The organism is Psychrobacillus sp. FJAT-21963 (assembly GCF_001420585.1).
Lineage (GTDB): Bacteria > Bacillota > Bacilli > Bacillales_A > Planococcaceae > Psychrobacillus.
On sequence record NZ_LJIY01000017.1, the window covers coordinates 1 to 23,485 of the forward strand.

The 23,485-nt window shown below is 36.3% G+C and carries 27 protein-coding genes; 26 read left to right on the forward strand and 1 reads right to left on the reverse strand.

The window, feature by feature from the left end; all coding sequences use genetic code 11:
• The first annotated feature begins 963 nt into the window (after positions 1 to 963).
• The 10 genes from AN959_RS19775 to rsmI all read left to right on the forward strand — a co-directional run bounded on the left by AN959_RS19775 (position 964) and on the right by rsmI (position 8,081).
• Positions 964 to 2,385 (forward strand): aminotransferase class I/II-fold pyridoxal phosphate-dependent enzyme, encoded by a 1,422-nt coding sequence (locus AN959_RS19775; RefSeq protein ID WP_056833319.1) that lies wholly within the window; start codon positions 964 to 966, stop codon positions 2,383 to 2,385.
• A gap of 2 nt (positions 2,386 to 2,387) precedes the next feature.
• Positions 2,388 to 3,026: a dTMP kinase gene (gene tmk / locus AN959_RS19780; RefSeq protein WP_082461121.1), complete on the forward strand. Its 639-nt coding sequence runs from the start codon at positions 2,388 to 2,390 to the stop codon at positions 3,024 to 3,026.
• A 45-nt stretch (positions 3,027 to 3,071) separates the two neighbouring features.
• On the forward strand, positions 3,072 to 3,401 hold the full coding sequence (locus AN959_RS19785) for a cyclic-di-AMP receptor (protein ID WP_053591109.1): 330 nt from the start codon (positions 3,072 to 3,074) through the stop codon (positions 3,399 to 3,401).
• 24 nt (positions 3,402 to 3,425) lie between these two features.
• Entirely contained in the window at positions 3,426 to 3,866 is a 441-nt protein-coding gene (locus AN959_RS19790) for a YaaR family protein (RefSeq protein ID WP_056833321.1), read from the forward strand.
• A gap of 72 nt (positions 3,867 to 3,938) precedes the next feature.
• Positions 3,939 to 4,946, forward strand: coding sequence for a DNA polymerase III subunit delta' C-terminal domain-containing protein (locus tag AN959_RS19795; RefSeq protein ID WP_056833322.1), 1,008 nt, complete (start codon positions 3,939 to 3,941; stop codon positions 4,944 to 4,946).
• Positions 4,939 to 5,769, forward strand: coding sequence for a stage 0 sporulation family protein (locus AN959_RS19800; RefSeq protein ID WP_053591106.1), 831 nt, complete (start codon positions 4,939 to 4,941; stop codon positions 5,767 to 5,769). Before AN959_RS19795 ends, AN959_RS19800 begins: the two co-directional genes overlap by 8 nt.
• A gap of 9 nt (positions 5,770 to 5,778) precedes the next feature.
• Complete coding sequence (yabA, locus tag AN959_RS19805) at positions 5,779 to 6,141, forward strand: DNA replication initiation control protein YabA (protein ID WP_053591105.1); 363 nt, start codon at positions 5,779 to 5,781, stop codon at positions 6,139 to 6,141.
• 63 nt (positions 6,142 to 6,204) lie between these two features.
• Positions 6,205 to 6,951, forward strand: a complete 747-nt coding sequence (locus tag AN959_RS19810; RefSeq protein ID WP_056833325.1) for a tRNA1(Val) (adenine(37)-N6)-methyltransferase — start codon at positions 6,205 to 6,207, stop codon at positions 6,949 to 6,951.
• Positions 6,938 to 7,240, forward strand: a complete 303-nt coding sequence (locus tag AN959_RS19815) for a GIY-YIG nuclease family protein (protein WP_056833327.1) — start codon at positions 6,938 to 6,940, stop codon at positions 7,238 to 7,240. Before AN959_RS19810 ends, AN959_RS19815 begins: the two co-directional genes overlap by 14 nt.
• Complete coding sequence (rsmI, locus tag AN959_RS19820) at positions 7,203 to 8,081, forward strand: 16S rRNA (cytidine(1402)-2'-O)-methyltransferase (protein ID WP_056833328.1); 879 nt, start codon at positions 7,203 to 7,205, stop codon at positions 8,079 to 8,081. Before AN959_RS19815 ends, rsmI begins: the two co-directional genes overlap by 38 nt.
• A 62-nt stretch (positions 8,082 to 8,143) precedes the next feature.
• Here rsmI and AN959_RS19825 read toward each other — a convergent pair whose 3' ends face one another.
• Entirely contained in the window at positions 8,144 to 8,419 is a 276-nt protein-coding gene (locus AN959_RS19825; RefSeq protein ID WP_053592248.1) for an AbrB/MazE/SpoVT family DNA-binding domain-containing protein, read from the reverse strand.
• Between the two features lie 344 nt (positions 8,420 to 8,763).
• On the opposite strand from AN959_RS19825, the gene metG reads away from it, so the two are divergent.
• The 16 genes from metG (at position 8,764) to AN959_RS19900 (ending at position 23,398) form a co-directional block, all read left to right on the forward strand.
• Positions 8,764 to 10,722, forward strand: a complete 1,959-nt coding sequence (metG, locus tag AN959_RS19830; protein WP_056833330.1) for a methionine--tRNA ligase — start codon at positions 8,764 to 8,766, stop codon at positions 10,720 to 10,722.
• A gap of 199 nt (positions 10,723 to 10,921) precedes the next feature.
• A complete protein-coding gene (locus AN959_RS19835; protein ID WP_053591100.1) occupies positions 10,922 to 11,692 on the forward strand; it encodes a TatD family hydrolase in 771 nt (256 codons plus the stop codon).
• A 130-nt stretch (positions 11,693 to 11,822) separates the two neighbouring features.
• A complete protein-coding gene (locus tag AN959_RS19840; RefSeq protein WP_056833333.1) occupies positions 11,823 to 13,034 on the forward strand; it encodes a G5 and 3D domain-containing protein in 1,212 nt (403 codons plus the stop codon).
• A gap of 179 nt (positions 13,035 to 13,213) precedes the next feature.
• A complete protein-coding gene (rnmV, locus tag AN959_RS19845; RefSeq protein WP_056833334.1) occupies positions 13,214 to 13,774 on the forward strand; it encodes a ribonuclease M5 in 561 nt (186 codons plus the stop codon).
• 3 nt (positions 13,775 to 13,777) lie between these two features.
• A complete protein-coding gene (gene rsmA, locus AN959_RS19850) occupies positions 13,778 to 14,656 on the forward strand; it encodes a 16S rRNA (adenine(1518)-N(6)/adenine(1519)-N(6))-dimethyltransferase RsmA (protein WP_056833336.1) in 879 nt (292 codons plus the stop codon).
• Positions 14,657 to 14,810: 154 nt separating this feature from the next.
• Positions 14,811 to 15,074, forward strand: a complete 264-nt coding sequence (gene veg, locus AN959_RS19855; RefSeq protein ID WP_053591096.1) for a biofilm formation stimulator Veg — start codon at positions 14,811 to 14,813, stop codon at positions 15,072 to 15,074.
• A gap of 165 nt (positions 15,075 to 15,239) precedes the next feature.
• Positions 15,240 to 15,413: a small, acid-soluble spore protein, alpha/beta type gene (locus AN959_RS20855; RefSeq protein WP_082461123.1), complete on the forward strand. Its 174-nt coding sequence runs from the start codon at positions 15,240 to 15,242 to the stop codon at positions 15,411 to 15,413.
• Positions 15,414 to 15,648: 235 nt separating this feature from the next.
• Positions 15,649 to 16,515: a 4-(cytidine 5'-diphospho)-2-C-methyl-D-erythritol kinase gene (ispE, locus tag AN959_RS19860; protein ID WP_053591095.1), complete on the forward strand. Its 867-nt coding sequence runs from the start codon at positions 15,649 to 15,651 to the stop codon at positions 16,513 to 16,515.
• Positions 16,516 to 16,570: 55 nt separating this feature from the next.
• The gene (purR, locus tag AN959_RS19865) at positions 16,571 to 17,422 is read left to right on the forward strand and encodes a pur operon repressor (protein WP_056833338.1); all 852 of its coding nucleotides are present in this window, start codon (positions 16,571 to 16,573) and stop codon (positions 17,420 to 17,422) included.
• Entirely contained in the window at positions 17,400 to 17,771 is a 372-nt protein-coding gene (locus AN959_RS19870; RefSeq protein ID WP_053591093.1) for a RidA family protein, read from the forward strand. Before purR ends, AN959_RS19870 begins: the two co-directional genes overlap by 23 nt.
• A gap of 529 nt (positions 17,772 to 18,300) precedes the next feature.
• The gene (gene spoVG, locus AN959_RS19875) at positions 18,301 to 18,588 is read left to right on the forward strand and encodes a septation regulator SpoVG (protein ID WP_053591092.1); all 288 of its coding nucleotides are present in this window, start codon (positions 18,301 to 18,303) and stop codon (positions 18,586 to 18,588) included.
• Positions 18,589 to 18,793: 205 nt separating this feature from the next.
• A complete protein-coding gene (glmU, locus tag AN959_RS19880) occupies positions 18,794 to 20,158 on the forward strand; it encodes a bifunctional UDP-N-acetylglucosamine diphosphorylase/glucosamine-1-phosphate N-acetyltransferase GlmU (RefSeq protein ID WP_056833340.1) in 1,365 nt (454 codons plus the stop codon).
• A gap of 28 nt (positions 20,159 to 20,186) precedes the next feature.
• Positions 20,187 to 21,146 carry a ribose-phosphate diphosphokinase gene (locus AN959_RS19885; protein WP_056833342.1) on the forward strand — a complete coding sequence of 320 codons (960 nt, stop codon included), beginning with the start codon at positions 20,187 to 20,189 and terminating at the stop codon, positions 21,144 to 21,146.
• A gap of 77 nt (positions 21,147 to 21,223) precedes the next feature.
• A complete protein-coding gene (locus AN959_RS19890; RefSeq protein WP_056833344.1) occupies positions 21,224 to 21,841 on the forward strand; it encodes a 50S ribosomal protein L25/general stress protein Ctc in 618 nt (205 codons plus the stop codon).
• Positions 21,842 to 22,558: 717 nt separating this feature from the next.
• Positions 22,559 to 23,122: an aminoacyl-tRNA hydrolase gene (gene pth / locus AN959_RS19895; protein ID WP_056833347.1), complete on the forward strand. Its 564-nt coding sequence runs from the start codon at positions 22,559 to 22,561 to the stop codon at positions 23,120 to 23,122.
• 45 nt (positions 23,123 to 23,167) lie between these two features.
• Positions 23,168 to 23,398 (forward strand): anti-sigma-F factor Fin, encoded by a 231-nt coding sequence (locus AN959_RS19900; protein ID WP_053591087.1) that lies wholly within the window; start codon positions 23,168 to 23,170, stop codon positions 23,396 to 23,398.
• The last annotated feature ends 87 nt before the right edge of the window (positions 23,399 to 23,485 follow it).

Consider the following 23,485-nt stretch of genomic DNA (forward strand, 5'->3'; position numbering starts at 1 on the left):
GATGGTAGTTGGGGGTCTCCCCCTGTGAGAGTAGGACGTCGCTGGGCAATTGAAAAGTCGTCACCGAGCAATCGGTGATGGCTTTTTTTGTTTTACTAGAAAAAAGGCCGTAGGCAAAGAATTATAATAAACTTGCGAGAAAGTAGAGGAACAAAGAGTTCGAGGAAGCAAGGAAGAGAGGCTCGCAGCGTATGATATACGCGAGAATCGAACGACCGCGGCTGACGAAGAAATCTGCCGTTCATCTGCTTTCGCAGCCCGAACACGGAAGTGAAGCTCGCGCGCCGATGGTAGTTGGGGGTCTCCCCCTGTGAGAGTAGGACGTCGCTGGGCAATTGAAAAGTCGCCACCGAGTAATCGGTGGCGGCTTTTTTTGTGCGGAAAGAAAAGGCCAAAAGCAAAGAATTGTAGATACTTGCAAGGAAGAGAGTTTCATAACGTAGGACAGAAGAAAAAATGTGTCATCTCAGAGAAAGTTAACTCTTTATTGTGAGAAATGGTCGCTTTCATTATCTAGTTGATTGCTTTTAGATTCTCCTTAGTCGCTTATACAACTCATTTGGTTGCTCTAACAGAAAAACTAGTTTCCCTTATCCATAATATTACTGAAATTACTTACGAAGAATCTATCAACGAGTAATTTGTGGCTACTTTTTTATTAAAAGTGATGATTGGTCTCGATTTCACAAGAATTAGTCTCGAATTTAAGAATTTAGTTTCGGTATTGTTCAAAATAGTCTCGGTTTCAATAAAATTAGTCTCTTACTGACCTTTAATGGAAATTTTATTAAGGTATTGGATTACTATATAGTCTAATACTAAACTCGAATATTTATATCCTATAGTATAATGGTCATCTCTTATACAACATGTTCGTTACAGAAGTGAATTTAAAACCGTCTGCTCGTTTGTTCATGTATAATAGAGGAAGGAAATATGATCGAAACAGTGGGGTAATAACGAATGCAAGAGAAACGTCCATTAGTTGAAGCAATGGAAAAATTTCATAAACAAAAAAATGTATCCTTTCATGTGCCTGGACATAAAAATGGATTACTATCTAACTTGCCCGGGGCACTGAAAGAGAGTATGCAGTATGACTTTACAGAGCTTACTGGGTTAGATGATTACCATCACCCTGAAGGAGCAATAAAAGAGGCTGAGAATCTTTTAGCTTTGGCATATGGAACTCAGAATAGCTTTTTCTTAGTAAATGGGACAACTGTAGGAAATCTTGCGATGATTTATGCTATTTGTCAGTTCGGCGAGCAAATTATTGTTCAAAGAAATGCACATAAATCAATTTTCCATGCAATTGAATTAGTAGGGGCAGAACCTATATTTGTTACTCCTGAATGGGATGAAAAAACCAATACTGCGTCCTATGTTTCTATGGAAGTTATACATAAAGCACTGGAGGCATATCCTTTTGCTAAGGCTGTTGTACTTACATACCCCAACTACTATGGCGTTGCTTCTTCTGAAATAGAAAGCATTATAAAGCTATGTCATGCAAGTAATATTCCAGTACTTGTGGATGAAGCTCATGGCGCTCATTTTCATGTAAATAGAGGATTTCCGAAATCTGCACTAGAATGTGGAGCTGACGTAGTCGTTCAATCCGCACATAAAACATTACCTGCGTTCACAATGGGTTCCTTTTTACATGTTAATTCTGCCTTCATTGATGCAAAAAAAATAAATAATTATTTGAGGATGCTACAATCTAGCAGTCCATCCTATCTTTTGTTGGCTTCTCTAGATGATGCTAGGAGTTATGTAGAAAGATACAATGAGATAGATTTTAAACAGTTTATGTATAAAAGAAAGTTATTTATAGAGGCTTTAGAAGCACTCACCCATTTAGAAATAGTACAAGTAGACGACCCGCTAAAGTTATTAATTAGAGTAGATAAGTATTCGGGTTTTCAACTACAGAAAGTATTGGAGCAGCAGAATATTTATGTTGAGTTAGCGGATAGCTTTCAAGTATTAATGATATTACCACTACTAAAAGTGGAGCATGAATATCCTTTTGCTGAAATTAGAAGAAGAATAAAGCATGCAGTAGATGAATTAAGAAAAGAAGTCCCAAACAGTCCGACGATCAATCAATTTGAAAAGCAAAAATCTATTTCCACATTGCATATGAATATTGGTTTATTAAATGAAAAACAAGGCGAATGGATTCCATATGTACGAGCTACAGGAAGGATATCTAAAGCAAGTATAATTCCTTATCCACCTGGTATTCCATTAATGGTGCCTGGAGAGAAAATAACGATAACAATGTTGACTGATTTAGAGGAATGGATGAATAAAGGTGCGTTATTTCAAGGTCAACATCGACTAGATGAAAAGTTAATATATGTAGTGGAGGAGTAATTGTGAAGAAAAAAGGGTATTTTATTTCTAGTGAAGGTCCTGAAGGTGCTGGGAAAACCACCATCATGAATTTACTAGGCAATAAATTAATAGAAGAAGGCTACGATGTTGTTATGACTAGAGAGCCTGGTGGGATAATGATTTCTGAAAAAATTAGAAACATAATTTTAGATAATAAGCATACAATGATGGATAGTCGTACGGAAGCTTTATTATATGCTGCAGCTAGAAGACAGCATTTAATAGAAAAAGTACAACCTGCCCTAGAGGAAGGAAAAATCGTTATATGTGATCGCTTTATTGATAGTTCGCTTGCATATCAAGGTTATGCAAGAGGGATTGGTGTTGAAGAAATACTAGCGATTAATAAGTTTGCAATTGGTTCAACAATGCCAGATAAAACAATTCTTTTTGATATTGAGCCAAGTGTTGGACTAGCAAGGATCAATGCGCATGATGACCGAGAAAAAAACCGTTTAGATGTAGAGAGTTTAGCTTTTCATGAAAAGGTAAGAGAGGGATATCTATCACTTGTAGATCAATACCCAGAACGGATTCAACTAGTGGATGCATCACGAACTTTAGAAGAAGTATTAAATGAAGTGTATAAAGTTATAAAAAAGGGAATTAGAAGTTATTAGATAATTCATGTTATAATAGAAAAAAAATAATAGGAGTGAGTATCGATGAAATTGATAGTAGCGGTTGTGCAGGATCAGGATAGTAACCGATTGTCTAATGCTTTAACAAAAGCGAAGTTTAGAGCAACAAAACTTGCGAGTACGGGTGGGTTTCTACGATCTGGAAATACTACATTTTTAATCGGTACCGAGGACTCGTTAGTATCTTCAGCATTAGAGTTAATAAGAGACAATTGTAGAGCACGTGAACAAATGGTTGCACCTGTATCTCCAATGGGAGGAAATGCAGATTCGTATATTCCATATCCCGTAGAAGTGGAAGTTGGAGGAGCTACGGTATTTGTTCTACCGATTGAACAATTCCATCATTTTTGATAATGAGGGAAGGGGTAGAAAAGATTGAAAATTAATCAAGACTTACGAGTAGGAATGGATAAAATCCGAAAAGACACTACTCTAAACAATACACAGTCTGCAAAATTTGGACAAATGGTAGTAAAGCATGATCAAAGAATGCAGACCGAGACACTGACTAGGTTATTAGGGGACATTTCAACAGCGGGTGATCGTCTAGCACGTTCAAGAAATTTACGTGACATGGCAAAATTTAAAATGCTAATACGAAAATTTTTACATGAAGCCGTGGATTTTGGTATGGGATTAAAACAATCGCATACATGGAATCGTTTTGGTGAAGGTAGAAAACTGAAAATTGTTGAAACAATTGACGAAAAATTAGTAGAGTTAGCAGAAGAGATTCTTAACCAAGAGAAAAGCTCCATTGATTTATTAGACAAAATTGGAGAGATAAAGGGTCTACTTATTAATCTATACACGTAGATTTCCCGTGTTTTCGCAGTACGCGAGACACGGGATTTTTTCAAGATTATTTGACCAGAGAGGATGATGGACATGGAAGACTGGTCGATAGAAGGAATAGAAAAATTGCAACCTTTCGCTATTAAGCAGATAAAATCTATTGTGACAAAAAATCGAATAGGACATGCTTATATAATTGATGGAGCCAAAGGAACTGGAAAAACAAAAGTAATGCAATTTTTTGTTCAACTCGTTTTATGTGAAAATCCGATAGAAAATGTTCCATGTGAAACATGTAGATCATGTAAAAGACTAAAATCGTATAATCATTTAAATTTTATGCATATAGAACCAGATGGCCAATTTATTAAAAGAGGTCAGATTGATGAGTTAATACATGAGATGAGTAAGACTGCTATTGAAACGGGACGTAAAATATATGTCATTCACCAAGCAGATCAATTAAATTCAAGTGCAGCAAATACTTTGTTAAAATTTTTAGAGGAGCCACAAAGTGAGATTACGGCAATTCTTCTAACAGATAAAGTCCATGCACTTATTCCAACAATTCGATCTAGATGCCAACAAATCAGCTTAGCTTCCATACCGCAATCTATCTTAAAACAGAAGCTAGTAGAGGAAGGTATTACAGATTCCATGGCTTCTACAGTTTGCAGAATGACAAACTTAGTAGATGAAGCAATAGAATTAGCAAAAGACGAGCAGTTTGGACTTGCTAGGAAATCAGTGTTAAAATTGGTTGAAGCAAGTGGTAAAAGTGTTCAAGATGCACTAATGTGTATTCAAGAGGATTTTGGTCCACTTCTTAAAGAAAAAGAGCAAGCAGAACAAGCATTAGATTTACTACTGTTCGCCTATCGTGATATAGTAGCAATAAAAGCAAGTCCCATCGCAGAATGCACTTATCCGGACATGAGCCATTATTGGAAGCAAGTTGCACTTCATTCAACATATGAGCAACTCTCCCAACAATTAGAAACAATCTTGCATGCAAAACAAAATTTGCATAAAAATATGAACCGGACATTGATGATGGAGCAATTAATGCTAAACTTGCAGGAGGGAAATACTTTTGTATAATGTTGTAGGTGTCCGCTTTAAAAAGGCGGGTAAAATATATTATTTCGATCCAGTGGATTTTCATTTAGAGAAAGATGACTATGTCATCGTAGAAACTGCTAGAGGAGTAGAGTATGGCAAAGTTGTTGTACCAATCAAGCAGGTAGGTGAGCACGATGTTGTGCTTCCATTAAAGCAAGTAGTTAGACCTTCTAATGAAAAAGATCGAATTCAAGTAGAAGAAAATAGAGTAGAATCTGCTCAGGCTCTAGCATTAGGGACAGAAAAGATTTTGGAAAGAGAATTAGAAATGAAACTTGTGGATGTTGAATATACTTTTGACAGAAACAAGATTATTTTTTACTTTACTGCAGAAGGCAGAGTTGATTTTCGCGATTTAGTAAAAGACTTGGCTTCTGTTTTTAGAACTCGTATCGAATTGAGACAAATTGGTGTAAGGGACGAGGCAAAAATGTTAGGTGGCATTGGTCCATGTGGTCGTATGCTTTGTTGCTCAACATTTTTAGGTGATTTTGAACCAGTTTCTATCAAAATGGCGAAAGATCAAAACTTATCTCTGAATCCTTCTAAGATTTCTGGACTTTGTGGTCGACTCATGTGTTGTTTAAAATATGAAAACGATGAATATGAGACAGCAAGAGAGCAAATGCCGGATATTGGTGATAAAGTAGAAACACCAGATGGATTAGGAAAAGTAGTTAGCATGAATATATTAGAAAGAATACTACGTATAGAATTACATGATCCACTAAGAGTATTAGATTACACGTTAGAAGAAATAATAAACCATGCGGAAAATCCGGTACAATGGACGGGGCAATGAGGTGAATGTGTGATGGACCGAAATTTTTTTGATACAATTACAGAATTTGAAAAACAATTAGAGTCCACGCAGCTGCAATTTCGCGCTTTAAAAGAATTTGTAGCGATAATGGTAGAAGAACGTCAAGCGCTGCAGCAAGAGAATAGTCATTTAAGACAAAGACTTGATGAAATGCACGAAAGAGAAGTTTTACTTGAAAAAGCTCAAGAAGAAAAAGATCGACTAAGCAAAAAGGATATTGGAGAGGGCTATGACAACTTAGCACGACTTTACCAGGAAGGCTATCATGTATGTCATGTTCACTTCGGAAGCTCTAGAAAAGAAGAGGATTGTCTATTTTGCTTGTCATTTTTAAATAAACAAAACATCTAATCAATGGACTGATGCCACTCCCAAGTGGGTGTCAGTCTTTTGTTTTGCTGGAGGAATAAAATAATGGAACAATGGCTAAAGGACGATGAAAGACTCGATTATTTATTGGCGGAAGAGTTAAGAATCATTCAAAGTCCCTCTGTTTTTTCTTTTTCTTTAGATGCTGTTCTGCTTTCCAGATTTGCATATGTACCAATAAAAAGAGGAAAAATAGTAGACTTATGTACGGGAAATGGAGCAATACCGTTATTTTTAAGTGCTCGTACGGATGCTGAGATAATTGGAATTGAACTTCAAGAACGGCTAGCGGATATGGCAAAAAGAAGCATTCAATATAATAAATTAGAGGAACAAATTACAATCATAAAGGCGGATGTAAAAGGTATTCCTAATCAAATAGGTTTTGAAAAATATGATGTAGTAACCTGTAACCCACCGTATTTCCCTGCACATGAGGCAAGCGAAAAGAATCTTAAAGAACATTTAGCTATAGCAAGGCACGAGATACATCTAACATTGGATGAAGCGGTGCGTTCTGCAAGTGAATTATTAAAACAAGGTGGAAAAGCAGCATTTGTTCATAGGCCAGGAAGACTTTTAGACATTGTGACTTCCATGAGAGCCAACCGTTTAGAACCAAAGCGTATTCGTTTTGTATATCCGAAAGAAGGTAAGGAAGCTAATACCTTATTAATAGAAGGAATAAAGGATGGTAAGCCAGATTTGAAAATCTTACCTCCTTTATATGTATATGGGGAGAACGGTGAGTACACAGAAGAAGTGAAAGAGATGCTTTATGGAAAAGAATGAAAAAGCACATACATTTTACGTGCTAGAATGCAGCGATGGCTCTTATTACGCAGGATATACGAATGATTTAGAAAAAAGAATAATCGTACATAATAAGGGGAAGGGAGCAAAATATACGAGGGCAAAACTCCCAGTATCGTGCATTTTCTATGAACAGTATGAAACAAAACAAGAAGCCATGAAAGCAGAATATGCATTTAAGCAACTCACAAGATCACAAAAAGTACAATATATGGGAGGGCAATTAAAGGATGAAATCTCAAAAATCGACCGAACACGAACAAAGTAGCTGTTTGTATTTAGTTGCAACACCTATTGGAAATTTAGAAGATATGACAATGCGTGCCATTCGAATATTAAAAGAAGTAGATATGATTGCCGCTGAAGATACACGAAATACAAAAAAACTATGTAATTATTTTGAGATATCTACACCACTTATGAGCTATCATGATCATAATCAACAAGTAGGTGGAGAAAAAATATTGGATATACTTCGACAAGGTAAGCGTGTTGCTTTGGTGAGTGATGCCGGCTTACCTTGTATTTCAGATCCCGGAGCAGACATCGCAGCAAAAGCTGTTGATGAAGGAATTGCGGTCGTTCCTGTTCCAGGAGCAAATGCAGCTCTTAGTGCATTGATTGCTTCAGGATTATCGACCCAACCCTTTTTCTTTTATGGGTTTTTAAGTAGAAATAAAAAAGAACGAAAAGAAGAAATTACAAAGATTCAAAAAAGACAAGAATCCATTATATTATATGAATCTCCTCATCGCTTGAAGGATTCCTTAAAAGATCTACAAGCATTGATGGGGGGGGATCGTAAGATTGTACTTGCAAGAGAACTGACAAAAAAGTTTGAGGAATTTTTAAGAGGTACTATAAACGAAGCAGTAGCTTGGACTGAGCAATCTGAAATCCGTGGGGAATTTTGCATTGTTTTAGAGGGTACGAGTGAAGAGTATATAGATGAATCGGAGTCTCCTTGGTGGGAATCTTTGAGTATTGAAGAACACGTAAACTATATAATAGAAGAAAAGCAATATAATTCAAAAGAGGCAATAAAGGAAGTAGCGATTCAAAGAGGTTTATCGAAGAGAGAAATTTATCAAGAATATCATGTGAAATGAATATTAATCTACTAAATAAGTAAACATCCGTATGCCCTATAGGATACGGATGTTTGTTTTTCTTATTTTAAGTTGCTTTGAATCTCTTTAATAAGTAATTCTGCACCCTCTGGGCTTAAAATTAATTTTCCTCCAACTAGACGAAGGTTGTCGTCTGACACTTCACCAGTTACAGCACAAGTCATGTTTGGCATATATTTTTTCAAGATGATTTTGTCATCATCTACATAAATTTCAAGAGCATCTTTTTCAGCAATTCCTAATGTACGACGAAGTTCGATTGGAATAACTACGCGTCCTAATTCATCAACTTTACGAACAATACCTGTAGATTTCATTATTAATTTTTCCCCTCTCACGAGTGCATTTTTTTCGTCAAGATTCGACATAAATCTCTTTGATGTAAACTATCATACCAAGTAATACCATTTCCGTCAATAATTAAATTGCTAGTAAATTATGATTTTTAATAAAAAAATGATATGAAAACCTATGTAATAATAAAAAAACGTTATCTTTTTAGTGAAATAGGAATTATTTTGATATATTAACTATTTAAATGCAATTCATAAATTAGATACTAATTTTCGACAAATGGCTATATTTATTAATTAATTGAAACAATTTCTTCATTTCGATAGAATAAAGAGAAAGTAGAATCAACATTGGAGGCATCCTTACATTGAAAGATCAACAGAAAACATTTTATTTAACGACACCGATTTATTATCCAAGTGGAAAGTTCCATATTGGTACGGCATATACAACGGTGGCATCTGATGCAATGGCACGGTACAAAAGACTTAGAGGTTATGATGTTCGTTTTCTAACTGGGATGGACGAACATGGGCAAAAAATTCAAGAAAAAGCCCAAGAAGCTGGTATGGAGCCTCAAGTATATGTGAATGAAATTGCAGAGGCCGCTAAGAAAGTTTGGGCCTTAATGGATATTTCGTACGATGATTTTATTCAAACAACGGAAGAACGTCACACGAAAGCTGTCGAAAAGATTTTCCAAAAGTTTTTAGATAACGGAGATATTTATAAAGGGCAGTACGAAGGATGGTATTGTACACCTTGTGAGTCTTTTTTCACAGAAACACAATTGGTAGATGGGAATTGTCCAGATTGTGGTCGACCTGTCCATAAAGTGAAAGAGGAATCCTATTTCTTTAATATGAAGAAATATGCAGATCGGTTATTGGCTTACTATGAAGATAATGTAGAGTTTATTGAACCAGAGTCAAGAAAGAATGAAATGATCAATAATTTTATTAAACCTGGCTTAGAGGACTTATCTGTTTCCCGAACTTCTTTTGACTGGGGAATTCCTGTTCCGGGAGATCCGAAGCATGTCATTTATGTATGGGTGGATGCATTAACAAACTATATTACTTCACTAGGATATATGTCTGAGGACGATTCATTGTTCCAAAAATATTGGCCAGCAGATGTACATGTTGTAGGAAAGGACATTGTACGTTTCCATACCATTTATTGGCCAATTTTTTTAATGGCTTTAGATTTACCACTTCCCAAAAAAGTGTTTGCTCATGGATTTATTATGATGAAAGACGGTAAAATGTCCAAATCGAAAGGGAATGTTGTTTATCCAGAAATGTTAGTAGAACGTTATGGTTTAGATGCAACACGCTACTTCTTATTGCGAGAACTTCCCTTTGGACAAGATGGTGTTTTTTCTCCAGAGTCATTTGTGGAACGAACAAACTTTGATTTAGCAAATGATTTAGGTAACCTATTAAATAGAACAGTTTCCATGATTAACAAATACTTTGATGGAAAAATTCCAACTGCTTTAAGCGAATCTACAGAATTTGATGAAACGCTTCGCAATTTTGCGAAAGAAACAGTAGAAAAATATGAAACAAGTATGGAAAAAATGCAATTTAGTGTTGTATTAGGTGACTTATGGGCGTTTATTTCTCGCACAAATAAGTATATTGATGAAACACAGCCATGGGTACTTGCAAAAGACGAAGCTTTGAAAGGGCAATTAGCTGCAGTTATGACTAATTTAGCAGAAAGCTTACGACAAATAGCGACATTAACTCAACCATTTATGACGATGGCACCAAAAGAAATAATATCTCAGCTAGGTTTAAGAGAAGAACTTTTAAACTGGGAACATTTAGGACATTTCAATGTAATTGAGGATGGAACAGAAGTAATTAAAACAGGGGTTCCAATTTTCCCGCGTCTAGAAGTGGATATTGAAGTTGCTTATATAAGAGAACAAATGAGAGGTTCTGTCCAAACTTCACAAGATGAGGAACAGCAGGAAGAAGAGTCACAAGCCGAAGAAATTACTATCGATGATTTCTTTAAAGTAGATCTCCGAGTAGCTACTGTTTTAGAATGTGAACAAATTCCAAAAGCGGATAAATTGTTAAAACTTCAATTAGATTTAGGATATGAAAAGAGACAAGTAGTGTCTGGAATAGCACAACATTATAAACCAGAAGATATTATTGGAAAGAAAGTAATTGTAGTAGCAAACTTGAAGCCCGTAAAACTAAGAGGAGAAGTATCTCAAGGGATGATTCTTGCAGGCGAAAAAGACGGATATTTAACACTTGCGACTGTGGATCAAAAACTTGAAAATGGAGCTCAAGTAAAATAATTAATAGAAGACCTGTCACAAAATTTGTGGCAGGTCTTTTTTAAAAATAGTATTTTAAAATACTATACCCCTCTAAATTAATTTGAAAAATATACCTTATAAGGTATATATAAGAGGTAATAAACCAAATAACGTGACTTTTTAAATACGTTTTTATAATATGGATTGTAAATGTAATTAACGGGAGGGAAAAGAGAAATTGTTTATAGACACTCATGTGCACTTAAATGCGGATCAATACGATGAGGATCTTCAGGAAGTAATTAATCGAGCTATCGAAGCGAAGGTTCATAAAATGGTTGTAATAGGGTTTGATCGAAAAACAATTGAACGCGCAATGAAGCTTGTAGAGGATTATTCATTTATTTATGCGGTAATCGGGTGGCATCCAGTAGATGCGATTGATTGTACTGAGGAAGACTTACAATGGATTGAAGAACTCTCTGCGCATGAAAAAGTTGTAGGTATTGGAGAAATGGGACTAGATTATTATTGGGATAAGTCTCCTAAAGATGTACAACAAGCATTATTCCGAAAGCAAATACGATTGGCCCAAAAAGTAAATTTACCGATTATCATACATAATCGCGAGGCGACAGAAGATGTAATTCGAATTTTAAAAGAAGAAGAAGCACATCTAACTGGAGGAATTATGCATTGTTTTGGAGGAAGCGTAGAAACTGCTAAACAATGTATCGACATGAACTTCATGATTTCACTTGGTGGTCCTGTAACGTTTAAAAATGCAAAAAAACCTAAAGAGGTAGCAACTGAAATCCCACTAGAATATTTGCTAATAGAAACAGATGCGCCATATCTAGCTCCACATCCTCATCGAGGAAAAAGAAATGAACCATCACTGGTGCCTCTTGTAGCAGAAGAAATAGCAAGATTAAAGGGTATTTCTATTGAGGAAGTAGCGGTTGCAACTACTGAAAATGCAGAGAAGTTTTTTAAGCTTATTGATTAAAAAATGAAAAACTTTTCCGCCTAGTTTAAAAGTATTTTAAGCTTGTTTTGGGTGAATGAAAAATCCATAAGAGTTGACAAGCTGAAAAGTACTCTATATAATCACACGAGTGAACAAGGAGGCGTTTTTCATGTCAAATAATTCCATGAAAAACCTGTTCTTTCATTCATTGAGGAGCAAGAAAACATTAGTAACGGTAGCATCATTACTATTGTTTCTTGCAGTGGTTTCTTTCGTTTTATTCGAAGGAACAAAGAAAACCGTTGCTTTAACAGTAAACGGTGAACAACAAGAGATACTAACGCATGCAAATACAGTTGGAGAACTATTAGAACAAAATAATATAGTTGTAACCAACAAAGATTTTTTACAACCCTCAGTGAACACATCAATCAAAAATAATTTAGCGATTGAGTGGGAGCAGGCAAGACAAATAGATATCACAGTGGATGGGAAAAAACAAACAATTACCACAGCTGATGATGTAGTTTCAGAAATACTTGCAAAGGCAAATGTTCCAATAAATGAACATGATGCAATAACACCTGCTGCAGATGCAGAGGTTGGACCGGATAATAAAATTGCAATCGAAAAAGCATTTGAAGTAACACTTTTAGATGGCAAGGAAGAGAAGAAGGTATGGTCCACTTCGACTACGGTCGCTGACTTTTTAAAACACCATAACATTCAAATGAATGATTTCGACCGAGTGGAACGGGAAATGGATGAACTAGTAAGTCCGAATTCTGTAATACAAGTAGTGCGAGTAGAAAAGGTCACCGATGTAGTTGAGGAAGAAACAAATTTTGCAGTTGAAACGAAAAAAGATGACTCGCTACTAAAAGGGAAAGAAAAAGTAGTGCAAACAGGAGAAAAAGGTTCTGTTTCACGAACATATGAAGTCGTAAAAGAAAATGGCAAGGAAGTATCTCGTAACGTAATAAGCGAGAAGATTACAAAAGAGCCGACCAAAAAAGTCGTAGCAGTAGGGACAAAAGTTGTGACTGCTAGTGTTTCTCGAGGAGAAAACTCTTCATCCGACTCCAAAGATGGAAAAGAGTTTTACGTAACGGCAACAGCTTATACGGCGAATTGTAACGGCTGTACTGGTGTAACAGCTACTGGTATTAATTTAAAGGCCAATCCTAACGTAAAAGTAGTTGCGGTTGATCCTAGTGTCATACCACTTGGATCCAAAGTATGGGTGGAAGGCTATGGTTATGCAGTAGCTGGAGATACAGGTGGGGCGATTAAAGGGAAAAAAGTTGATTTATTCATACCATCTAAATCGCAAGCCTATGAATTCGGCCGTAAAAAAGTACGAATAAAAATCTTAGATTAAATTTATTTATAATTTACAAACGAGCATCGCATCTTCGATTACTCGTTTGTATTTGATTGCCCGATTAGAAAGTGATGGTTTGCGCTTTCTAATTATATAGCTTTCCCTTTCGTTGATTGGGGAAGCTTTTTTGCGTTATGATAGTAAGAACTAGGAAGAAAAGAAAAGAGGAAGTATGTTTGCGTATAAAAGAGTTAATAGTCGTAGAAGGTAAAGATGACACAACTGCAATTAAACGGTCTGTTGAAGCAGATACTATAGAGACGAATGGTTCTGCAATCTCAAAAGAGACACTCGTTAAAATTCAGCATGCGCAAGAAAAAAGAGGAGTAATTGTTTTTACGGATCCAGATTATCCAGGACGACGGATACGCGCTATAATCGAGGAGCATGTACCGGACGTAAAACACGCATTTCTCTCAAAAGAAAAAACAATCGCTAAAAATGGTAAAGGGTTAGGTATAGAACACGCGAAAGAGGAAGATATCCGACAGGCGCTTGCCAATGTTTATACACCAAAGACTGAACTGGACGTTGTACCTGAAATTCCTTTAGAAATTTTAGTTGAGGGAAAATTAATTGGACATCCAAATTCAAAAGACCGAAGAACGAAAATTGGAGAATTATTAAAGATAGGATATACAAATGGAAAGCAATTGCAAAAGCGTCTTTCTATTTTTCAAATAAGCAGACAGCAGCTTGAGGAAGCAATCTTGCAGCTCAATATGGAGGATAATTAATTTATGCAAAAAGATATAGCAACACCAATTCGAACGCAAGAAATATTAAAAAAGTATGGCTTTTCCTTTAAAAAAAGCTTAGGTCAGAACTTTATAATCGATCCAAATATTTTACGAAATATTGTGAGTCATGCGGATCTCACGAAAGATTCAGCGGCAATTGAAATTGGACCAGGTATAGGAGCGCTAACAGAACATTTAGCAAGAGCTGCAGGGAAGGTAGTTGCCTTTGAAATAGACCAAAGATTGCTGCCTGTTTTAGAAGATACACTTTCTCCTTATGATAATGTGGAAATTATTCATTCTGATATTTTGGAAGCTAATGTGAAGCGAATTTTTGAGGATAAATTGACTGGTATTAAAGATGTTATGGTAGTTGCAAACTTACCTTATTATGTTACCACTCCGATATTGTTGAAGTTACTGATGGATCGTTTACCTATACGTGGAATGGTTGTAATGATGCAAAAAGAAGTAGCTGATCGTATTACAGCAGTTCCTGGTACAAAAGCATATGGGTCACTTTCAATTGCTATTCAATACTATATGAAGGCTGAAGTGGCAATGGTTGTGCCTAGAGGTGTTTTCATGCCACAACCTAATGTAGAATCGGCAGTTATTAAGCTCACTCGCCATGAAACTCCACCAGTTCAAGTTATGGATGAAGACTTCTTGTTTCAAGTATCGAGAGGGTCGTTTGTCCAAAGAAGAAAAACAATTATTAATAATCTACAGTCGTCTTTACCAAATGGTAAGGAAAAGAAGGAAATCATCATTGAATGTTTACAAAAAGTGAACATAGACCCTTCAAGACGAGGGGAAACTCTATCTATTGAAGAATTTGGACGCTTAGCAGATGAGCTATATCCTTATTTTCATTAATTTTACTTGTTACAATATTAGTACTGTTTATAAAAAAATCCATTCGAGATATATGAAAAATATATTGACAAGTATGCGTCTTGCTTGTTAAAATGTTTTGTTTGACAAAAATATAAATAGATGGTATAGTAATATTCAGTGAGGTGTAAGCAGAATGCCAAAAACTTTAGCTGATATTAAAAAGTCATTAGATCATCATTTAGGCAAACGTTTGCAATTAAAAGCAAACGGAGGACGTAAGAAAACGATCGAACGTGCTGGTGTTTTAAGAGAAACTTATCATGCCGTATTCGTTATCGATTTGGATCAAGATGAAAATTCTTTTGAACGTGTATCTTATAGTTATGCAGACATTTTGACAGAAGCAGTAGAAATCACTATTTTTGACGAAGCAAATAATTTAATAGTTGTAAAATGATTGTTTAGAACTTTTATTTTTACTTTTATATTTCGAAAGAAGCTCCTTTTTTCATTCATTTGAATGGAAAAGGGGTTTTTTTCTGTTTGTAGCACATACTAAGTAAGCTAGTTGTTCATCTGATACAAATTCGCCAAAGCGTATTTAAAAGGGAGGATTCACCATATGGCTAGAAAAGGTATTATGTCTAATGAATTAAAAGAAGAGATAGCAAAAGATCTTGGAATTTATGATGTAGTCAAGACCGAGGGCTGGGGTGGAATTAAATCACGTGACGCTGGTAATATGGTAAAACGAGCAATTGAAATGGCTGAACAACAAATGAAGTCACCAAAATAAATTGTAGAGTACCATGTTGGTTAAATGCCAAAAAGCATGCGAAATCCAAAAAAGTAAACAACTAGCAGGCGGAGAAATCCGCCTTTTCTTTTGCATATAACATATGCAGGGATATTTTTTCTGACTTTAACTATTGGAACGCTAATAAGTACGCTTCGTCAGTATACGCACTTCCGCTTTTCAGATGCACTATGGTAAAATAGTGGACAACCTAAGTTTAAAAGGAGCAGAAGGAATGTACTATGTAAAAGCACCTGCTAAAATAAATTTAACACTCGATGTCTTGAATAAACGTCCCGATGGTTATCATGAGGTTGAAATGATCATGACAACAGTCGATTTGGCAGACCGTATAGGGCTAGAGTTAAGAGAAGATGGAAAAATACATATACTATCCGTTGACCGATTTGTTCCGAATGATTATCGGAATTTAGCATATCAAGCAGCTAAGCTATTAAAAGAAATGTATTCTATAAAATCTGGAGTAACTATAAAGATTGAAAAAAATATTCCTGTAGCAGCTGGCCTCGCTGGCGGAAGCAGTGATGCTGCGGCAACCTTAAGAGGGCTAAATACTCTTTGGGGTTTGGGGTTATCCTTAGATGAGTTAGCTGAAATTGGAACGAAAATAGGTTCAGATGTTGCATTTTGTGTGTATGGTGGAACGGCACTTGCGACTGGAAGAGGAGAAAAGATTCAAGAGCTTCCATCCCCTGCAAATTGCTGGATCATCCTAGCTAAACCAACATTGGGTGTTTCTACAGCAGACGTTTATGGGAAGTTAAATTTAAAACGTATAGAACATCCAGATACGAAAAAAATGATCGAAGCGATTGAAACGAAGGATTTTGAAAAAATGTGTGCATCTGTAGGAAATGTACTAGAGAGCGTCACATTAAAACTATATCCAGAAGTTGCAGGTTTAAAAGAGCAAATGGAAAAGTTTGGTGCAGATGCTGTTTTGATGAGTGGGAGCGGCCCAACAGTGTTTGGAATAGTGCAACAAGAATCCAGAGTGCAAAGAATATATAATGGCCTGCGTGGGTTCTGTGACGAAGTTTATGCAGTTCGATTAATAGGAGAACGAGATTCACTTGCTTAAATGCGTATGATTGTGATAAGTTTTCATTAAAACATTCGTGTTTGGAGGTGATTGGATGAAGTGGAAAAGAAGTGAGCGACTTGTAGATATGACGCAATACTTAATGGAACATCCCCATAAATTAATACCTTTAACGTTTTTTGCTTCTTTATATCAATCTGCCAAGTCCTCGATCAGTGAAGACTTAACGATTATAAAAGAAACTTTTGAAGAAAGAGGAAGAGGATTACTCATTACAGTCCCTGGAGCAGCGGGTGGAGTAAAATTTATTCCTACGATGACAAGTAAAGATGTAAAGGAAATAACTGCGGAGTTAATGGAGCAGCTTTCCAAATCGGAACGTTTGTTGCCTGGAGGGTATCTGTATATGACAGATTTACTCGGAAATCCCTCACTCATGAATAAAGTAGGAAAAATATTTGCATCTGCTTTTGCCCATGAAAAAATAGATGCCATTATGACGGTTGCTACAAAGGGTATCTCCATTGCACATGCAATTGCAAGACATTTAAATGTTCCTGTTGTAGTAGTACGAAGAGATAGTAAGGTGACAGAAGGTCCAACGGTAAGTATAAACTATGTATCTGGATCAGCTAGACGTATTCAAACGATGGTCCTTTCAAAAAGAAGTATGGAAAAAGGCCAGCGTGTATTAATCACAGATGACTTTATGAAAGTCGGAGGAACGATTAATGGGATGAAGAGTTTGCTAGAGGAATTTAATTGTGAGCTTGCGGGTATTGCTGTACTAGTTGAGGCGCAGCATGAGGGTGAGCAACTCGTGGATGATTATTTATCTCTAATAAAGTTACATGAAGTGAATGAAAAAGATGGTACAATTGCTTTAACAGAAGGAAACTATTTTGAGAAGGGTGGAAATCTTAATGAAAGCAGTATCAACAACTAATGCACCAGCAGCTATTGGTCCATATGTTCAAGGAGTAATTGTAAACGGAATGTTTTATAGCTCTGGACAAATTCCATTAACTCCACAAGGGGAAGTAGTAGAGGGCTCTATTACGGAACAAACTGCACAAGTTTTTGCTAATTTGGAAGCCGTACTTACGGAAGCAGGCTCTTCTTTATCGAACGTTGTCAAAACACTTGTGTTTTTAAAAGATATGAATGATTTTGCTGAATTTAACGAAGCATATGAAAAGCATTTTGCAGGGCATAAGCCAGCTCGTTCAGCTGTGGAAGTAGCGAGACTACCAAAAGATGTTAAAGTTGAAATAGAAGTAATAGCAGTAGTATAAAGATAGAGTATGCCTTCTTCGGAAAGCATACTTTTTTTATTTAAAATAACTTTGTTAAACTTCAATATTACTAATAAAGATTTGAATAGATAAACCTAATCTATAAGCATTCGCCCTGGCCACACGTCCGCTGCATGCACAAGCACATTTAGCTGTCTCATACGACACGTGATGCGGCTGGGAACAACTTCTTGCTGTATAAACATAATTTTCAGGAGGTGCGCCTTACAGGCCGCAAGAGCGCGAAGAATGAGGCCCCGTAAAGGAGCGGCTCATCCTGCGGAGGCTCATGCGTAGCGTGCGCAAGCGCACATCCGAGTTCTACTTTATAAAATGCCTCATCACAATAGTGCACGGCAATTATAAAAAGAAAATAAAAAATCCAATTTATAGTAAATTCAATNTTTAGAGTAAAGCAATCTAATTATTTTATAATATTAAAAAGATTCATAAAAGAAGAAGGATATTTATAAGTTTCGTGGAATAATAATAAAAGAGTTTTTTACTATTAGAAGAGGGGTGCTGTAAAATGGAAGTAACAGACGTAAGATTACGTAAAGTACTATCAGATGGTCGTATGAGGGCTATCGCTTCCATTACACTGGACAATGAGTTTGTTGTACACGATATTCGAGTTATTGATGGGAATGGAGGATTATTTGTAGCAATGCCTAGCAAAAGAACTCCTGAGGGTGAATTTAGAGATATAGCTCATCCAATAAATTCTGGAACTCGTACAAAAATTCAAGATGCAGTGTTATACGCTTATCATTTAAGCGGTGATATAGAGGAGCCGGTAGCAGAAGCTAGTTATTAATAATTAGGTGAATAATATGCTGCTTTTAGGCAAAATATATGAATCAACTAAAACCATTTCTAGCATGAGATGGTTTTTTTGTGCAGAAAAATTATTTATAATACTTGTTTTGTCATGTATTTGTCAAGAGATATTTCCTTGAAAAATGGTTTCATTTCCGCTATAGTCAAAAGAGGAAATTAGCCCACTGGAGGGAAAACGGAAAATGACAAATACTTATGCGGTTGTATTAGCTGCTGGTAAAGGAACTCGTATGAAGTCAAGTCTATATAAAGTGCTACATCCTGTTTGTGGGAAGCCAATGGTGGAACATGTTGTTGAAAACATGGAGAAACTTGGTGTAGATAAGATTGTAACAGTCGTTGGTCACGGTGCAGAAACGGTTCAAAGCGAATTAGGTAATAGAAGTGAATATGCCTTACAAGCAGAACAATTAGGAACTGCACATGCTGTACTACAAGCAGAGACAGCACTTGCAACCCTTTCAGGCACAACCATTGTTATTTGTGGAGACACTCCACTGATTACTGCCGAAACAATGAGCGACTTATTGAATCACCATAAACAATCAGGTGCCAAAGCAACCATTCTTACAGCAATTGCGAATGATCCTACTGGTTACGGAAGAATTATTCGTTCAGAGGATGGAAATGTTAAAAATATCGTAGAACAAAAAGATGCTACATCAGATGAACAACTTGTCAATGAGATTAACTCGGGAACATATTGTTTTGATAATCAAGCATTATTTAAATCGTTAAAATTAGTAAAAAATGAAAATGCTCAAGGCGAATATTATTTACCAGATGTAATTGAGATTTTACAAAAAGAAGGCGAAGTAATTTCTGCTTTTGCAGCAAAAGATTTTGATGAAATTTTGGGAATAAATGATCGAATCGCCCTTTCTCAAGCAGAACAAATTATGCGATCTCGTATTGCACATCATCATATGCGTGAAGGTGTAACAATCATAGATCCTCAGAATACATACATTAGTAGCGACGCAGTAATAGGTGCCGATACTGTTATTCAGCCTGGAGTCATTATTGAAGGGAAGACTATAATCGGAGAAAATTGCACAATTGGACCAAATAGTCATATTGTTTCAAGTGTAATTGGAAATGGAACAACTATTCATTCTTCGGTTGTTCTATCAAGCGAAGTAGGCGATCATACCTCAATCGGACCTTTTGCACATATCCGACCACAGTCAGACGTTGGAAATGATGTGAAGATTGGAAACTTTGTAGAAGTGAAAAAGTCTACAGTAGGGAATGGAAGTAAAATTTCACATCTAAGCTATATGGGAGACGCATCTATTGGTTCAAATGTGAATATAGGTTGTGGAACCATAACAGTGAATTACGATGGTAAAAATAAGTTTAAAACCACAATCGAAGATGATTCCTTTGTGGGCTGTAACTCCAATTTAATAGCGCCAGTAACAATTGGCAAAAATTCGTATGTTGCTGCTGGTTCTACTATTACAAATGATGTGCCTGGAGAAGCTCTTGCGATTGGTCGAGCTAGACAAGAAAATAAAGAAGGCTATGTAAACAAACTAAAATAAAATTAACCCACTACTCAGGAGGATTATCATGCCAGAACAATATAACAATTCGAAATTGAAAATATTCACTTTAAATTCTAATAAAAAGTTAGCAGAAGAAATCGCAAAAGAAGTAGGGGTTCCGCTAGGAAAAAGTACAGTTACTAGATTTAGTGATGGAGAAGTTCAAATCAATATCGATGAAAGTATCCGTGGTTGTGACGTATTTATCGTTCAATCCACTTCTGGCCCTGTAAATGAGCATATTATGGAATTATTAATCATGCTTGATGCAGTAAAACGTGCTTCCGCTCGTACTGTTAGTGTGGTTTTACCTTATTATGGATATGCTCGACAAGATAGAAAAGCACGTGCACGTGAGCCAATCACAGCGAAGTTAGTTGCAAACCTATTAACTACGGCTGGAGCTACACGCGCAATCGTGCTAGATTTACATGCTCCACAAATACAAGGATTCTTTGATATTCCAATTGATCATTTAGTTGCTTCACCTATTTTATCTGACTATTTCTTAGGTAAAAACTTAGATCCATCCGAAATTGTTATTGTATCACCAGACCACGGTGGAGTTACGCGTGCTCGTAAAATGGCAGACCGTTTGAAAGCTCCAATCGCTATTATCGATAAGCGTCGTCCTCGTCCGAACGTTGCTGAAGTAATGAATATCGTTGGTAATGTAGAAGGAAAAACGGCAATTCTAATTGATGATATTATCGATACTGCTGGAACTATTTCTATTGCTGCTAAAGCATTGATGGAAAGTGGTGCAAAAGAAGTTTATGCTTGCTGTACACACCCTGTATTATCTGGACCAGCAATCGAACGTATAGATAACTCTGTTATTAAAGAGTTAGTTATTACAAATTCTATTCAACTTGCAGAAGATAAAACTTCACCTAAGATTAAAGAATTGTCTGTTGCAAAATTATTAGGCGATGCAATCGTCCGCGTTTTCGAAGAGAAGTCAGTAAGTACTTTATTTGATTAATCTTACCAGCGTTTGAAACATCCTCTTAATGGGTATATATCTAATAAGGATAAGAACTTTTAGGAGGATGGATATAGATGAATACATTGGTTAAAACAAAAAAACGTGAGCATAAAGAAAATGCACAACTAAGGAAAAATGGTTTCGTCCCTGCTGTAGTTTATGGCTTTCAAATGGAATCACAATCTATTGCTGTAGATGAGAAGGATTTAGCTAAAACCATTCGAGAAGTTGGTCGCAATGGAGTCATGAAACTAGAAGTAGACGGAAAACAAGTAAACGTAGTTTTGAATGACTACCAAATGAATATTCTAAAAGGTCATATGATTCATGCGGACTTTTTAGCGATTAATATGAAGGAAGAGTTAGAAGTGAACGTCTTGGTTAATATCATTGGTGACTCGGTAGGAGTTTCTGAGGGTGGAACGCTTCAGCAACCTAACAGAGAAGTAACCATTACAGTAAAACCTTCTGATATTCCAGATAGTATTGACGTGGATGTAACGAACATGGCAATTGGTGATACCATCACTATCGCTGACATTCGCGACAAAACAAACTATACAATTTTAAATGAAGATGACTATACATTAGTGACCGTCTCAGCACCTCGCGTAGAAGAGGAAGAAACAGAGACTACAGATGCTGAAGCAGAAGAAAATAATGATACTGAAGAAGCAAAAACAGAAGAATAATTATAAAAGAAAAGAGGTTGTCTCAAAAAGACAATCTCTTTTTCTCTGTAGTTGTTAAAGCATAAGAATCTGCGTTTCAGATTGAAGACAAAAGGCTGTTGGATAATTGGTATCGTTGTTATTTTGTCATCATTTTCATTACATCAAGATTATTCTTCCTGAGTAAATAGAAAAAAACAATAGGTAGCATTTTTTATTGCTTAGCCAATAAATAAGAAAATCGTTGAAATGGCTCCCTTTCCGCGGGCGTTGCCTTAGCCTCCTCGCTGCGCTGCGGGGTCTTCAGCTAACGCTATTCCCGCAGGAGTGTCGCCTTTTTCAACGATTTTCTATAAATACTAATTGTAAAAATATAAGGAATAAAAACTTGCTCTATTAATGGCATGTTGGTTTTTTTATTGAAAAGCGGATAATAGTTGATTGGAGTGGAAGGCGGAGACTCCAGCCGGAATAGCAAATGTTTTCTGCACCGAAAGCGAAGCGGCAGGTGCATGAGCTGAAGACCCTGGACTGAGCGTAGCGAAATTAATTTTTGCGACGAGCTCGCGCAGGAGCATTGTTTTTTGCGACGAGCTCGCGCAGGAGCAAGGGAAGCGGCTGAAGCCATGCCGGCGGAACGCGTCCGCCTGGAACTGTCTGTAACGTAGAAGAATCTGCGTTTTTCTCTATGTATATGTTAAAATAAATGAAATACGTAATTAAAGGAATGGAAAACGAATGAAAATCATCATCGGTTTAGGGAATCCAGGTAAACAATACGAGGCAACCAGACACAATATAGGCTTTCATGTTATAGATGAATTAGCTGATCGATTAAATACTCCACTGACTCAATCAAAATTTAATGGTATGTATGGCGTTGCTCATATTGGAACAGAAAAAGTGATGCTATTGAAACCATTGACGTATATGAATTTATCTGGAGAGTGCGTTGTACCAATGATGGATTATTATAACGTTGAGAATGATGAGATTGTCGTTATTTATGATGATTTAGATTTACAGGTAGGAAAGCTCCGTTTACGCCAAAAAGGAAGTGCAGGCGGTCATAATGGAATAAAATCTCTTATTCATCATTTAGGTACACAGGAGTTTAATCGAATTCGTATTGGAATTGATCGTCCTAAAAATGGAATGAAAGTACCTGATTATGTTTTATCAAAATTCACAGAAGAAGAAATATCAGATATGGCACATGCAGTTAAAAAAAGTGCGGATGCATGTGAAGCGTGGCTATCAAAAACCTTTTTAGAAGTGATGAATATTTATAATGGTGCATAAATTATGACGTCTAGGCCTATACTTCCTAAAAAGGAGGTTTTGGGCATGACCATACGATATAAATGTCGACATTGTGAAACAGAAATAGGCCAATTGCCTTTGGACTCTATAGATGAGCATTTTTTGAAAAAAAATGAAATAACACCTGAAGAAAAAGATTTATATATAGAACTTGGAAATGAGGGGGATTTCACAGTACAGTGTATTTGTGAAGAGTGTCAAAGTTCTCTCCAAAAATTTCCGAATTACTATGCATTAAAAAAGTGGATACAGTAGAGTTGCTTTGGCACGGTATAGTGTGCAAAGCCTTTTTCTGTTTTGAAGTTGTCTATCAGGGTAGATAAAAGGCACCTACAGTTTTCT

Bases quoted from the DNA above. Each gene is read 5' to 3' on its own strand.
- AN959_RS19775 (WP_056833319.1), top strand. From the start codon at position 964: ATGCAAGAGAAACGTCCATTAGTTGAAGCAATGGAAAAATTTCATAAA.
- AN959_RS19785 (WP_053591109.1), top strand. From the start codon at position 3,072: ATGAAATTGATAGTAGCGGTTGTGCAGGATCAGGATAGTAACCGATTG.
- AN959_RS19795 (WP_056833322.1), top strand. From the start codon at position 3,939: ATGGAAGACTGGTCGATAGAAGGAATAGAAAAATTGCAACCTTTCGCT.
- AN959_RS19810 (WP_056833325.1), top strand. From the start codon at position 6,205: ATGGAACAATGGCTAAAGGACGATGAAAGACTCGATTATTTATTGGCG.
- AN959_RS19815 (WP_056833327.1), top strand. From the start codon at position 6,938: ATGGAAAAGAATGAAAAAGCACATACATTTTACGTGCTAGAATGCAGC.
- rsmI (WP_056833328.1), top strand. From the start codon at position 7,203: ATGAAATCTCAAAAATCGACCGAACACGAACAAAGTAGCTGTTTGTAT.
- AN959_RS19825 (WP_053592248.1), bottom strand. From the start codon at position 8,419: ATGAAATCTACAGGTATTGTTCGTAAAGTTGATGAATTAGGACGCGTA.
- AN959_RS19840 (WP_056833333.1), top strand. From the start codon at position 11,823: ATGTCAAATAATTCCATGAAAAACCTGTTCTTTCATTCATTGAGGAGC.
- rsmA (WP_056833336.1), top strand. From the start codon at position 13,778: ATGCAAAAAGATATAGCAACACCAATTCGAACGCAAGAAATATTAAAA.
- veg (WP_053591096.1), top strand. From the start codon at position 14,811: ATGCCAAAAACTTTAGCTGATATTAAAAAGTCATTAGATCATCATTTA.
- AN959_RS20855 (WP_082461123.1), top strand. From the start codon at position 15,240: ATGGCTAGAAAAGGTATTATGTCTAATGAATTAAAAGAAGAGATAGCA.
- ispE (WP_053591095.1), top strand. From the start codon at position 15,649: ATGTACTATGTAAAAGCACCTGCTAAAATAAATTTAACACTCGATGTC.
- purR (WP_056833338.1), top strand. From the start codon at position 16,571: ATGAAGTGGAAAAGAAGTGAGCGACTTGTAGATATGACGCAATACTTA.
- AN959_RS19870 (WP_053591093.1), top strand. From the start codon at position 17,400: ATGAAAGCAGTATCAACAACTAATGCACCAGCAGCTATTGGTCCATAT.
- spoVG (WP_053591092.1), top strand. From the start codon at position 18,301: ATGGAAGTAACAGACGTAAGATTACGTAAAGTACTATCAGATGGTCGT.
- glmU (WP_056833340.1), top strand. From the start codon at position 18,794: ATGACAAATACTTATGCGGTTGTATTAGCTGCTGGTAAAGGAACTCGT.
- AN959_RS19885 (WP_056833342.1), top strand. From the start codon at position 20,187: ATGCCAGAACAATATAACAATTCGAAATTGAAAATATTCACTTTAAAT.
- AN959_RS19890 (WP_056833344.1), top strand. From the start codon at position 21,224: ATGAATACATTGGTTAAAACAAAAAAACGTGAGCATAAAGAAAATGCA.
- pth (WP_056833347.1), top strand. From the start codon at position 22,559: ATGAAAATCATCATCGGTTTAGGGAATCCAGGTAAACAATACGAGGCA.
- AN959_RS19900 (WP_053591087.1), top strand. From the start codon at position 23,168: ATGACCATACGATATAAATGTCGACATTGTGAAACAGAAATAGGCCAA.